A 12,511-nucleotide genomic window follows, 5' to 3' on the forward strand; every position below is an offset into this window, starting at 1 on the left:
ACCCGGAGGCATTTCTTTTGGAACATTGCGGGAATCTAGTTGCAGTTGGTGGTGGTAGTCTCGAAGAACGAATTTTATTTTTCGTTCGGAGGTTGAAAAAACTAAAAGCCTACGTTCCCCCTTTGGATTTGAACAAATTCCCAATAGAACTTCACACTGAAAAAATTAAAACCATGTGTGGTTTTCTTCAGAAGGATGCAGCATGAATCGTCCGGCATTAAAGTATAATGGTGGGAAATTCAGACTTCGAGAATGGATACTTTCACATTTTCCAAAACATCAAGTCTATGTTGAAATGTCTTGTGGAGCGAGTAGCGTTCTTCTTTCGAAAGATCGTTCAAAAGTAGAAGTGGCCAATGACTTAGATGGGAATATCACAACATTTTTTTCCGTTTTAAGAGATGAACCCAAAAAACTAATTAGAAAAATTAGTCTCACTCCTTACTCGGAAAGATCCCTGAAGTATGCATTGGATACGATTGATTCTACAGAAGATCCTATTGATCGTGCTTGGAAATTCTATACAATCTGTTGGATGTCGATGCGAGCTAATGATGTTCGAAAATCAAATATCGATTTCCGTGCAAAAGGTAATCTTGCAGAGGAAGGTGGCCACAATCCGGCACGTTTGTTTTCTAAAATCAAACACCTCTATAAAATCTCCGAAAGATTGAGAGGAGTTTTCATTTTGGAAAAAAATGCAATCGAACTGACTAAAATTTATGATTCAGAAGGCACTTTGTTTTACCTTGATTTACCTTATTTGGCAGAATCCAGAAATACAAAGAGCTTATACACCAAAGAATTTTCTCAAGTTGAACAACATGTAAGTGTACTTGAGACTTTAACAAAAATCAAAGGTATGGCTGTTGTTAGCCATTATCCTCATCCCGTTTACGACGAAATCTTTTCCGGATGGGAAGTAGTTACGAAAAGTACCTTAGCAAATTCAATGCAAAAAAGAAAAACGAGAAATTCTAACGAAAGGGTAGAGGCACTTTATTTAAGTCCCTTGGCGTCACAGAATCTTCATCCAAGTTTATTTCAGGAGATAGCAGTATGAAAGGAAAATACGCTGAGAACACAGAGGTATCTTCGGACAGATCAAAATCCGAGATTGAGAAAACTCTGCGAAAATACGGAGCTAAAGAGTTCGTCTCAGGTTGGAATGATAACCAAGCAATGATTCTTTTTAGTATGGAAGGCAGAAAGGTTAAGTTTCTATTACCACTTCCGCCAAAATCAGATTTCTCGAAAACGGAAACCGGAAGGGCGCGAAAGCCCAATCAGATTGAAGAAGCATACGAGCAAGGGATTAGGCAAAGATGGCGAGCACTTAGCTTAGCCATAAAAGCAAAACTTGAGATGCTGGAATGTGGAATTGCGACATTTGATGAAGAGTTTCTTCCATACATTGTAATGCCAAATGGAAGCACAGTGGCAGAGGAGGTAATCCCGAAAGTAAAGCAGGCTTACCTAGATGGAAAGCAACCTCAGATTTTAATTGGATAGTTTTTATTTTTAAAAAAGGAGAATAAAATAAAATGAGTAATTTAAGAGTAAAGTGGAATCGAGTGGTTCTATGGTTTGTATCTTTATGGGATGCAATAAATGAATTAGGAAAAGGGAACCCTAAAAAGGTGGAAACTGTAAAAGTCAGACAGGATAATACAATAATCTATGATGCAGCAAAAGTTTTTTTAGCAAAAAAAACAAAGTTCAAAAAAGGTGATATTGTTCAATGGATCCCGGAATGCAAAACTCACCAAGTTCCTTCAACTGAAGAATTTGCAGTGGTCGTTGGATTTGATTTGCCAAAATTTCCAGAAAATCAGGAAAGAACAAATGCAATTCATCATCTTGATATCAAATTACTTGTTCAACACGACAATGGGAATTGTTATATTTTCCCCTTTGAATCTTGGAGATTTAGAAGAGTGGGATCCATTTTTCTAGATTCTGAAACAAAGAAGAAAAAATCTGGGAAGAAACCTTCTGCTAAAAAGAAATCAGCGGTAAAGAAGCGTTCGAGAATCAATAAACTTCGAAATGATAAACCGAGAGGACTGGAAGCTATCCAGCAATTCCCTCAAGAGGAAGTAGCGGATCAGATCGTAAAACCTGTTAAAAAGAGAACTAAAAGGATCCAGGCAGCGGATTCAATAGCTGTAGCATAAACAACATTTCAAATCGGGGATTTAATCCCCGTCTTTATTGGGAACCATAGGAGAACCAAATGCAAGAAGTCGTGATCATCGAAGGAGTGGAATACATTCACTCAGTAAAATACAGAATCTTGGAACGAAAACTTCAGGAGAAAGGTTTGGAAATTAAAAGACTTAATGAGATCGTTTCAATGCACACTCCATCTATTTTCGAAAGTTTCCCGATCTGTACGCCGAGTTAGCAATATGAAAGAAGTTATCTTAATCTACAAGAGTCAATTGCTTATAAATTATTTGTTAGTGGGGAGCCTTTCAGCTTTAGTTTTTTTTGTCATTGGTGCTTGGGTTGGAAAGCCAACCATACTTGATTCTTCAAAAAATTCGGTCACAAAATTATGATTCTTGGATTCTCAACAGTTTTTCCATGGGGAGGGAAGGAGCCTAAATTCACTCACTTCCCGCAAAAGATTCTCGATGGCAGAAAGATCCATACTGCTCGCATTGATGAACACGATCGATGGAGGCCAGGAAGAATCATTCAGTTTTCAATTGGTGTTCGAACTCGAAACTACAAACAGTTTGCACTTGGAAGATGTAATAGAGCGTCTCAATTGATAATCGATCCAAATAAGGAAAGAGTATCCATTAGTTTTGGTGAAACCGTTTATCGTGGTGCAGGTGTCTTAGAATTTGCTAAGAATGATGGCTTTGATTCATTGGAAGATTTCTGGAGATGGTTCAACAAGCCGTTTGAGGGGAAGTTGATATACTGGACTTTATTTGAGAATGGGAGTGTGAAGGATGAATAGTCCAAATCTAAATGAAATTTATAAAGAAGTTTTATCAGCCAACTATCATGAACTTTGGGGTTTTATTAAGGAAGGTAAAACTGCAATTGTTCTGCTAGAAACTGAAGAACCATTTTTTGGTGATGAAAAGAAAAAATACGAACGAGTTGCAATACTAGGAATTTCTTCTCAAGGTTACTGTCGATTTGGAACTCCAGGAATTGGCTATGGTCCAATAAAATTTGAAGACTATAATGACTTTGAACGGCATATGATTTACTACAATTTGAAATGGGTGAAGGCATGAGTGAACTAACACCTAATCAAAGATTGATTAAAACCGCTGAAAAAATTACCGAAAGATGCTATTCCCCAGGCCACTATTTAGCATTGGTTCAAGAGTATGAAAAAAGCGAGAACCTATATCCTGCTTTGCTCTATTACGGAGATTACGAACATGAAATACCTTGGGATATTTCAGAGGAAGAAGCCAAAGCAAATCTAGAATCAAATCAGGTTATAAGTGGTACTACAATATTCGGAGTTGGATTTCACCAAGAAATTGAACAGATCTCTGGAGAACACGATTTCATGGTTAAGGTGTTTCATTTCGACAAATTTCCTAAGATAATTGAACTGTCGCCATTACCTGCTGAATTTCATGCAAGGAAGATATAGCTAGAGATGCACCGGCGTACGATAGAAATTAAAACTGCGATGCGAGAATTCATGCAATCTGAAAAGGCACAATTTTGTATCACATGCAAGAGCGTATTGTATTTAACTCCGAGCCATTTATTCAAAAAATATGCTTTGTATAAACAAAATAACCCATGTGATAAAAACTTAATCGTTTGCCAATGCTGGAAATGCCATTCCGAGTATGAGCTCTTATGTTCGGAGGATAGAGTGAGTTATTGGATCGAAAAGGGTTTTAACGAAATAGCTGATAGAATGCAGAAGGTAATCGATGGACAATACGTGGCAAAATAAAAAAGAAATGGATTCGTTACTTGGGATAGAAGGTTCTCGAGAGGTATATTTACAATTGGAAAAGGTATTCGAAAGAATGAGACTAACCCTTGAAGATGGTAAATTGCATTCCTCCATTGACCAGAGTATGCCACTTATTGGACTCAAAATGCAGCTCTACTTTAAAGATCCAAACGCTAACGGTCTAGTTTATCAATATTTAGTAGAAGCAAGTTTTCAGGATTTACCAAATGACAATAAGTGAATTCAATAAAGTGGTACCTGTCGCAGGTATGGTATTCCGAACTTATGATGGAATTGACCGCGAATTGATAAAAATATCTGTCGATAAGGAAACCAATTCTGTAATTATCTTTTCATGGTTTTTTACAGCAACTCTTCCGGAGATAGAGGGATTCTATCCTCCGAAAGAGCTAAATCCCATTTGAGACTTAGGTAAGTTTAATTTGATATTCCGATCCCTGTAACTATTCCAACTAAGAATCCAAATCCAAATTTTATTCCAAATGAATAAATTTTCCCAAGTGTAGTCGGATCATATTTTGCGACTTGTGTTTCGAAGCATAAATATTTTTCTCCACTCTCCTGGGAGGTGAAACAATAAGTTTCCTTTGTATTTACATATTCAGAATCAATCCTTTCCAAATTCTCTACTTCTACAGAGATCACTGCATTACGAATACCTTCTAGTTGTTTAACTAGTCGGCCTATACAGGCAAGTCTTGCTTTTACTTCTTGAATATTCATGCATCCAACCTGAGAAGAAGGGGAGTATTCTATTTTTTTGGGCGGTGTTGAGCAGGCGCAAAGTAAAAATAAAAAGATTAGGAATGGTTTCATTTTCGTTTCCTGTTTTTGTAAGTAGATATTTCTAATGTGCAAAAGTTTTCATCTTCGCAATTTTCTATGATAAACTTTTCAGTTCCGGAACGAATATTATCATAAATACAAGAGTGTTGGATCCCTAGACACTCTAGAAAAGTGATATCGGGTCCATAGTTAGCCTTTTTACCTGAGTTTTGAATTACGACAGGGATCCGCGGTGAATGGAACAGGTCTTTTAATGATTCCCTAAAAAACAAAATAGCAAAAATCCCAATCACACAGAAAATAAGACCAGGTACATTTGCTTGAATTAAAAGTCGCAATCGTTCGATTAGTTTCATTGGATTTCCTCATCGATTTGTTTAGGGACAAAACCAACTTTCTCAAACATTTTTCTAGCGAGTTTGTCATATAGAAATTGAGAAAGAAGATAACTCAAAAATAAGAATGCACTTTGATATAGAGACAAAGTCCAACCCGGTAGTTCATTGCAGATAGGTTCCTGTACGAATGAAAATTCAACACAGTATTGGAAGTTTTCTGGAGCTGTAATCCAATAAAGAATATTCGGAGGAATCGCAATCAAAGTTGCGATGATAAATACCATTCTCTTCTTGTGCAAGAGGACTGCCTTGATTGGAATAAATCGAAAGACAGCCTGAGATACAATAATGACTGCTCCGATGTAGATTGTCGATGTGACTGCTTGAGGGATTGCCGAAGATAAAAATTCAACCATTGTTTTTTCCTTTTTTGAGTTCTAAAATTTCTTTTTCTAATTTGAAGTTTGTTCTAATCAGAGTTTCCATGAGATCCTTCGCTTCCTGCGGAAGATTTTTGTGCAAACACAAGATCCTATATCCTTCCGCAATTGCTTCGACAGAATTCATTTTACGAGTTCCAAAGATTTTAAAAAATTCACTGGATCGACTGTCTTTGAGTTCTTCCAAACTTCAAAGTGTAAATGAGCTCCCATTGAATATCCAAAATTCCCACTTCTACCGACTTCAGTACCAGCCGTTACCTCAGCGCCTACTTCGACCGATGGATCTACGTGTTTGTATTTGTACTCATTCCCTGTATGAATCCCTTTCAAGATGACATATGGAGTCCATGCGCGATCGGATGGGATTTCCTTTGCTTTGATAAGATCTACCCAGGTTCCCCCGCGTTTCGCAAATCTAACTGGATGCTTTTTGTCGGCAGCCAAAGCCTTCACAACAATCGAATCTTCCACAGCATATACCGGCCCAGAACCTCCGAAATCAGTTCCTATGTGAAACTGCCTGATTGCTTTCCCATCGATGTTCAAAGTTCGATATCCATACGGTGATGTAACTCTTTCAGAAACAATCCGAACTGGATGGAAAAATTTAGGTTCCTCGCTGGTTTCTGGAATTGGGATCTCAGATCGTAAGGTCTCAGTTTTCTTTGAGGCGATAGGGGAGTCGTTCCAGTTATTTGATTTCTTCTGTAATTTTTCGTGATTAAGAATTAATCTTAAAATTGGTAGAAGTAAATTTAGAATTTTGTTCATAAGTTATCCATTCCTGTTTTGAGTATTGATGAAATTCGGTCAGAGTATTCGATTAGCTTTTTTGAATCAAAAGTGGACTTATCAATTATGTTATCCCTGAAGAATAACCCAACAATAAGTTCCTGTGCATCATTTGTTTGTACGAGTTTAAATACACATGAAACAATTGAATTGCGTACAAATTCCCTGCGCCAGGCAGATGTTTCTCGCATTGTCGAAATATCTAAAAAATATAAATCTTCAATAATCGCATTGGCTACCCAATCAGTTTGTGAGATTAGTTGGTCTCTATACTTTAAGCTTTTATCGTAAAACGGAAAAGATCCATCTGCGCAGCAATCATGAGTTAGTGACCATTTTTGAACTGAAATACCGTTATTGAATTTTCCACCATTATGGAGTGAAAATACTGCTGCAATTTCAGCATTCGAATATTCTCTGAGTGTGCTTAACTGTCCAAATACAAGTGTATCTCTAGATACGTATTCCGAAAGAGGAATCTTTTCTGATTTTAAGTTTAACCATTTTGATGTGAGATTCAAAGAATACTTATTAATCAAAAATACAAGAAACCAGAAAATCATTGCAAAAATGAAAGTTATAGAGAGTAACAGAAAAAATAATTCAAAGAAATGCAAGTGAGCAAAATCCCAAAAGGTCATTTTAGTTTACTTCCTTATGAGAACTTGTATTGAACTTGATATTCTTTATTGGCTTGTTAGTTGATTGCATCCCAAGCCGCCTGAATATTGTAATTTGCTAGTTGAGTTTTATTTTTCGAAGGTAATTCATCGATCAATGTACGTGATTTACGAAAACAGGTTTCCCAAAAATTTCCAGCAGTGAGAGCGAGTTCATTCAATTGCTCTGATGTTAGTTCTCTCCATTGATTTACGCTATCTCTCCAAAAACCTGACCATGATCCTCCGAGTTCTATTTTCTTTATTGCGAGAGACATTCGAATTAAGTCCTCTTCTCGCGCTTGAAAATTGAAACCATGAAATTGAACTCCTTGTTCAAGTTTCATAGAAAGGAAATTGAGGATTTCTGTTTTTAAAATCAATCTTCGATTTTCGAGGGAGATCTCACCATCTTCAGTCTTTTCCGAAATGGTTTTTTCTCTCCAATTACCATTCTCAAATTTTTTGCCAGTCGGAGGCCAAGAATCTGTGATAAACATTCCGTTTTCTGAAATTAGAAGTAAATCAGATTCAATCTCCGATTGATCAACTAGCGTGTCGTTTTTGATTAAATAATACATTTTGTCCTCTAAGTTAAATAAATTACGCCATTCCCATAGAGGTATTCTACAGATTCCCTACCTCTAGCTCCTGGACCTGTTCTAGGTGTTCCATCCGTTGGACTTGCAATTGGTCCTAGAATTGACATTTGACCAGATGGATTCCCAGCACCTCCACCACCAGTTGCCAGAGATCCACCACCTTCTAACCAAAAGCCTGTGGCACCCGCTGATAATTGATAGGTATGATAATGCAATTGTCCTCTATCTCTTACACGTGAATTTGCAGGGACTTCAACTAAATCTGTTCCAGAATAGAAAGTCGATCCTGGAGTCATGAGTCCTGCTTCCCCAGTCTTTCTCCACCTAGCTTGTGTTGTATTTGGTGTTCCTCCAGAAGCCATTCGGAATGGGTAAATTTCAATAGTCCCAGTTCCAGTTGATGCCAATGAAGATGTGTCTTTATCTATACAAATATATCTATTCGTAACAGATAAGGTATTCGCCAATGAAGATAGATATCGAATTCTAAACTCCTGACCTGATTTTGGAGCGTTGGTTCCTGCTCCGATATCAGAAGTAATTCTTACAATAAATGACCAAGCTGAAATTTCAGAGTCACTATCAGCACCGTCGGCATTTGTAGAAGGAGTATAAGACTTGGAAAAATGGTAATCTTCCAAAAGTGCACGGATTAAATTTCTGGCAATAAGAGTATCCTCTAATTGTAATCGTGTTACAGTTCCAGTAGTAAATCCAATAACATTGAAAACAGAAACAGAGCCAATTTCCCACTTGGTATTTCTTAATTCAGGAACAAGTAGAGGCCAGTTAGATATATTAAAGGTTTGATCTAAATCTTTTCGAAACCAAGGTTCCGATGGGGAAGGACTGAATTTTCTAGAACTCCACTTTGAATCTAATAATCCAAATTGCTGTTGAAAAATAATCCCATTTTCTGCTTGGTTTACAACTGGCACTCGACCTTTTTGCCCGCTATATGATGACGGAGTATCATTTAGTCCTATAAAAGTTTGCTCTTCTAGTAATGCTAAAGTGCCAGATTTATCTTTTGGCAAAACTACCGAATTGAGTAGCTTTTTGACTTCGATTATATTTCCGAATGCAGCATCTTTCTTGAATTCAATCCATTTTATTCTACCAGGCGTGAGAGTAGGGAAGGATGCAGTGGTATTATAGTTTTCGTAGACTTTAATATTGTAAGACTTCCTTGTCTTAACAACTTGCTGACTAACTGTGTTTGTTGATACATCAAAGAATTGTAAACTTGCAGGGTCTGAATCAACAGCTTCTAGCTCAATTTCGAAAAACCCCCAAAAGCCTGCTGCAGTTGGTACGAGCGTTAATGCTTCAAGGTAATAGATGTCATCTCCAACTAGGTATGCACCTTCTTTAGTTACGATTTCTGTTGTATCAAAACTTTCTACGTTCCCATTGAAAAATTGTTTATCAGTTGGTAAAACATCAAAGAGTTCACGAATAATCATCGCAATAGACTTTGGGTAGAGCACTAAATCATCCTCTAATCCTGGAATATTGCCAATTGTTTTTGCATTTACCCTTTGATTAGAATTGTAAATTGTTTTCTTTCTGGTGCTTGTCGTGACTGGAACCGATACTATTGGCATTTTTATTCTCCGAGATAATCTCTATCTATGAATCCATAATTTAAATACATTTGCGTCAATGTTGGGAGTTCAACTATTGTTCCCGCAAAGACTCCAATTCCAGCCGATTTCAATTCGTAAATCGATCGAAGCAAAGGAAGGTTAATATCGTATAAAGTTCGAAATAATATATATAGCGCGTTATGTTGAAATGCAAAAACAGCTCCAACCATTTTGTCAGGATAGGCAGGAGTATCCAAATAGCAGACATCTAAAAACCAGCCCATTTGGTTGCCTTCTCTTAAGTAAACATCTGAGGATTCAGGAATTAGTCCTTTGATGATGTTTTTAGTACCTACGATTGATAATAACCTAGCGATGATTTTTGCTCTGTAATCGTCGTCTCCCAAACCTTCATCATTTACAATTCCAAGAAATCTACCCCAATCTCTAAGCAAGAAACCTTTCGCCCGAGTTAATGGGAATTCATCTAACAGTCTATAAATGACTCGCATATGCCATTCAATAGCGTTATGAATTCCTCCTTTATTGATATCATTGATATTGGAGATAGTTTGCTTTTCTGTTTTATCTGAATCGTAAAGAATTGCTTTGAAAACTTTACCAAATCGGCCAAAAAGCGATAAATAATCGAAAATCATGGCCTTGGAATCCTATTGATAGCTGAGTTGGTAATGGTGCCACCACCAGTTCCTCCGATCTTTGGGAGAGCCCCGGAAGGTACGGAAACATCGGAGGAAGGAGTAAGGAAACGGATCCTTAAAATATCAGGGTGCGAATTTAGTGCAGCTGCTCTCATTAAATCGAGCAACACATCGGATCCATTCGAAAGTCGGTTCACAGCATTCGAGATCGATGTCTCGACAAGTGACTTAAAAGTTGCGTTAGATACTGAACTTGTGAGTAAAACATCTAGTTCATAGTCTACGTTTATTGCTTGAGTTAAGATATTGCCTACATAGAGGGTTGTCCCGCCTGCTCGGTATCCAAGTTCATCGGTCCCTTCAATTCCATCGATCTTGTTTCTAACAGCTGCAACAATCAATGGATCCACACTTCCTGTACCGTCAGAAATATAAACATTGATCCACCCAGTTTCTGGATCGCCTGTATACGGATTTATATTTTCTGTTACGAAAGAATCGACTACACCAGGGACAGACCTTACAGCTGATCGAATACCAGATAGAGTTGAACGTGCAAGATTTGTGATGAATTCTTGCCATCTTGCCTGTCTTGATTCTTCTGTTTCTTGGTCTGTGCCACCAGTTATGTTTACTGGATTGAAAATTCTATCATAAGTAAGGATTTCATTCGGATCATTTGGATTATAGATTTCACCTTTTCCTTGATCCGTGTCTATTTCTAGAGGTACTAAATTTCCCTTTGTCCCTAACTCATCTGCGATTATATCAATATCAACTGAAGTATCTCCAACGAGGAGAGTGGTTGGTTGAATTGTTTTGTAGGTAATTCCAAAAAGTGAAATCGCAAATATGGGGATATCTATATTGGAAGTGTGGCCTGTATGATTATACCTAATGTAACCTGTTGCTTTGTTACCAGGTAACAATCCGAAATTGAAAGAGTCATAACAAGCGTTGTCTCTTGCATATTGGTATCCGGCAAAAAATTCAGCATCACCTCTCGATAATTGTAACGCGATTGCTTCTACCAATGTTCTGATTCTAGAACCTGGTTTCCAATTTGTAAGACGGACTCCTGCACCCACAATATAAGCCATAATATTGGAAAAGTAGGCTAGAAATGTTCGAGGTGCATACGCCGTAGACATGGGAAGTGACAAGGGAACTAATGGACTCATTTTGCAAGCATTTTTGATGTAAATGAGTTGATTTTCTAAGGGAATAGATGCTTTGTCCATTCCCCAATGGGATCTCTTGCGACGAGCGTAACAAATAACACTGGTGGCTATTCTGCCACAGGTGCATATTCAGTAGAATTTCTATCTCGTGTCAAATATGGACCTAATATCACTTTGGGAGAGTATTTCTTTCTACTTGGACTCTCCCGGATGGATCATACATTCACTTATAATGTTTCTGTGACACCAACTTACAATGGTGCGCAGGTAGTTGATAATGGAAATGGAATTTCTCAAATAAGTTTATCTGGAGAAATATACGCGCATTATACGGGGAAACCCGTTAGGAAACCAATGCCAGGATTGGCAGGCGTAGGGAATGCACTTCTTGGAGAATTGGAAGATTTAAATCCCATTAAGAAGGCAGGTTATTTAGACTTCTTTGATTTAGTATACCTTATGCAGGAAGCTCGTGATAAAGAAAAATTCAAATCTCGAGTTCCGACTTTCAGTTCATTTTATCCAAATGCTTTTGATATATATAGTGTCGCATCTGCATTTGGTACGGAATCTTTTAACTCGGAAGATATCCAGATGGTTTTTCATGATTATGATCGTGATTCGCATTGGGAAGTCGCATTCGATAAAAATGGATTCAAAATATCACAATCAAAAGAAGATCCCCATACTTGGTATTGGAATTTAAATTTCATCGGAATCAAAGACGAGTCTGCCCGTGGGAAGAATCGGCGTGCGCCACTCCCAGATCTTAAACAAATGGTTTCAGGTGTATTGGTTACTTTTGAAGAATTTCTTTCTGATTTATCTGGGCCACTTAGTTACCTGAAAGGGATTACTGAACTATATACCGATATTGCCAATTTAGCGGAAGGAATGAAAGATGCTCTAAAATCTTTCGAAGCAACAAACAAAGAATCTCTTCGTGCAATTTCCAAAGCAGGTGGGCCACTCAAGAAAAAGACCAATCAGTTTCAAGAATTACTATTGCAATCTCTTTTCCCAAATCAAACAGTACCTTCCATCGGAGCTCTGGATATACCTATCGTTCCAGTTAGTACAACTAGTTCCCAATCTGAGATTGATGCTCAAGAAATCCCAAATTCAGTTTTAGACAATGTTCTTACATCTGGAGCAGTAAGCGATTTCGAAATCGAAGCAGCTGTGGATCCCGCTGTTTTATCAATTCTAAACGTTCAGATAGCTCTTGGAACTATTTCAACCGTCTTGATGCTCGCAAATAATGAAAATTTGGCGCAAAATTCCTCTTACATTAAAGTAAAACCCGGGGAAACGTTAGAAATCCTTGCGAGGAAATACTTTGGTTCTCCTGATAGAATTGATTTACTCATTCAAAATGATCCGAGACTTATTGGAAAATCAAATGAAGAAATCATTGGAATGTCGATCAAAGTTCCAACGAGCGTTACATATAATCAAAGGGATACTGGAGTTTATCTTGAAAGATATC

Annotated in this window: 19 protein-coding genes; 9 read left to right on the forward strand and 10 right to left on the reverse strand. The window is 37.5% G+C overall.

Going from position 1 to position 12,511, the window contains the following annotated elements; all coding sequences use genetic code 11:
* Positions 1 to 202: 202 nt before the first annotated feature.
* The 8 genes from DI076_RS18620 to DI076_RS18660 all read left to right on the forward strand — a co-directional run bounded on the left by DI076_RS18620 (position 203) and on the right by DI076_RS18660 (position 4,374).
* The gene (locus DI076_RS18620; RefSeq protein ID WP_108961358.1) at positions 203 to 1,063 is read left to right on the forward strand and encodes a DNA adenine methylase; all 861 of its coding nucleotides are present in this window, start codon (positions 203 to 205) and stop codon (positions 1,061 to 1,063) included.
* Complete coding sequence (locus tag DI076_RS18625) at positions 1,060 to 1,512, forward strand: hypothetical protein (RefSeq protein ID WP_108961359.1); 453 nt, start codon at positions 1,060 to 1,062, stop codon at positions 1,510 to 1,512. The genes DI076_RS18620 and DI076_RS18625 overlap by 4 nt, the downstream gene beginning before the upstream one ends.
* 32 nt (positions 1,513 to 1,544) lie before the next feature.
* Entirely contained in the window at positions 1,545 to 2,177 is a 633-nt protein-coding gene (locus DI076_RS18630) for a hypothetical protein (protein WP_108961360.1), read from the forward strand.
* 383 nt (positions 2,178 to 2,560) lie between these two features.
* On the forward strand, positions 2,561 to 2,974 hold the full coding sequence (locus tag DI076_RS18635) for a hypothetical protein (protein WP_108961361.1): 414 nt from the start codon (positions 2,561 to 2,563) through the stop codon (positions 2,972 to 2,974).
* Entirely contained in the window at positions 2,967 to 3,260 is a 294-nt protein-coding gene (locus DI076_RS18640) for a hypothetical protein (RefSeq protein ID WP_108961362.1), read from the forward strand. Before DI076_RS18635 ends, DI076_RS18640 begins: the two co-directional genes overlap by 8 nt.
* A complete protein-coding gene (locus DI076_RS18645; RefSeq protein WP_108961363.1) occupies positions 3,257 to 3,631 on the forward strand; it encodes a hypothetical protein in 375 nt (124 codons plus the stop codon). The genes DI076_RS18640 and DI076_RS18645 overlap by 4 nt, the downstream gene beginning before the upstream one ends.
* A 292-nt stretch (positions 3,632 to 3,923) precedes the next feature.
* Positions 3,924 to 4,190, forward strand: a complete 267-nt coding sequence (locus DI076_RS18655) for a hypothetical protein (RefSeq protein ID WP_108961365.1) — start codon at positions 3,924 to 3,926, stop codon at positions 4,188 to 4,190.
* Entirely contained in the window at positions 4,177 to 4,374 is a 198-nt protein-coding gene (locus tag DI076_RS18660) for a hypothetical protein (protein WP_108961366.1), read from the forward strand. The genes DI076_RS18655 and DI076_RS18660 overlap by 14 nt, the downstream gene beginning before the upstream one ends.
* Positions 4,375 to 4,387: 13 nt before the next feature.
* Here the strand turns inward: DI076_RS18660 and DI076_RS18665 are convergent, their stop codons facing one another.
* From DI076_RS18665 to DI076_RS18705, 10 genes are all read right to left on the reverse strand, one after another.
* Positions 4,388 to 4,693, reverse strand: coding sequence for a hypothetical protein (locus DI076_RS18665; RefSeq protein ID WP_135358409.1), 306 nt, complete (start codon positions 4,691 to 4,693; stop codon positions 4,388 to 4,390).
* An 89-nt stretch (positions 4,694 to 4,782) separates the two neighbouring features.
* Positions 4,783 to 5,112 carry a hypothetical protein gene (locus DI076_RS18670; RefSeq protein WP_108961368.1) on the reverse strand — a complete coding sequence of 110 codons (330 nt, stop codon included), beginning with the start codon at positions 5,110 to 5,112 and terminating at the stop codon, positions 4,783 to 4,785.
* Entirely contained in the window at positions 5,109 to 5,510 is a 402-nt protein-coding gene (locus DI076_RS20390) for a hypothetical protein (RefSeq protein WP_245918584.1), read from the reverse strand. The genes DI076_RS18670 and DI076_RS20390 overlap by 4 nt, the downstream gene beginning before the upstream one ends.
* Positions 5,503 to 5,661 (reverse strand): hypothetical protein, encoded by a 159-nt coding sequence (locus DI076_RS20210; RefSeq protein WP_167396560.1) that lies wholly within the window; start codon positions 5,659 to 5,661, stop codon positions 5,503 to 5,505. The genes DI076_RS20390 and DI076_RS20210 overlap by 8 nt, the downstream gene beginning before the upstream one ends.
* Complete coding sequence (locus tag DI076_RS18680) at positions 5,658 to 6,308, reverse strand: M23 family metallopeptidase (RefSeq protein ID WP_108961369.1); 651 nt, start codon at positions 6,306 to 6,308, stop codon at positions 5,658 to 5,660. Before DI076_RS18680 ends, DI076_RS20210 begins: the two co-directional genes overlap by 4 nt.
* Positions 6,305 to 6,970, reverse strand: coding sequence for a hypothetical protein (locus DI076_RS18685; RefSeq protein ID WP_108961370.1), 666 nt, complete (start codon positions 6,968 to 6,970; stop codon positions 6,305 to 6,307). The genes DI076_RS18680 and DI076_RS18685 overlap by 4 nt, the downstream gene beginning before the upstream one ends.
* A gap of 56 nt (positions 6,971 to 7,026) precedes the next feature.
* Positions 7,027 to 7,569: a DUF4376 domain-containing protein gene (locus DI076_RS18690; RefSeq protein ID WP_108961371.1), complete on the reverse strand. Its 543-nt coding sequence runs from the start codon at positions 7,567 to 7,569 to the stop codon at positions 7,027 to 7,029.
* Between the two features lie 8 nt (positions 7,570 to 7,577).
* Complete coding sequence (locus DI076_RS18695; protein WP_108961372.1) at positions 7,578 to 9,197, reverse strand: hypothetical protein; 1,620 nt, start codon at positions 9,195 to 9,197, stop codon at positions 7,578 to 7,580.
* Between the two features lie 2 nt (positions 9,198 to 9,199).
* Entirely contained in the window at positions 9,200 to 9,838 is a 639-nt protein-coding gene (locus tag DI076_RS18700; RefSeq protein ID WP_108961373.1) for a hypothetical protein, read from the reverse strand.
* Positions 9,835 to 11,082, reverse strand: coding sequence for a baseplate J/gp47 family protein (locus DI076_RS18705; protein WP_245918585.1), 1,248 nt, complete (start codon positions 11,080 to 11,082; stop codon positions 9,835 to 9,837). Before DI076_RS18705 ends, DI076_RS18700 begins: the two co-directional genes overlap by 4 nt.
* Positions 11,083 to 11,088: 6 nt before the next feature.
* Between DI076_RS18705 and DI076_RS18710 the strand changes: the two genes are divergently transcribed.
* A partial coding sequence (locus DI076_RS18710; protein ID WP_108961374.1) for a hypothetical protein occupies positions 11,089 to 12,511 on the forward strand: 1,423 nt, incomplete at its 3' end.

The sequence above is a fragment of the Leptospira ellinghausenii genome (assembly GCF_003114815.1).
GTDB classification, from domain to species: domain Bacteria; phylum Spirochaetota; class Leptospiria; order Leptospirales; family Leptospiraceae; genus Leptospira_A; species Leptospira_A ellinghausenii.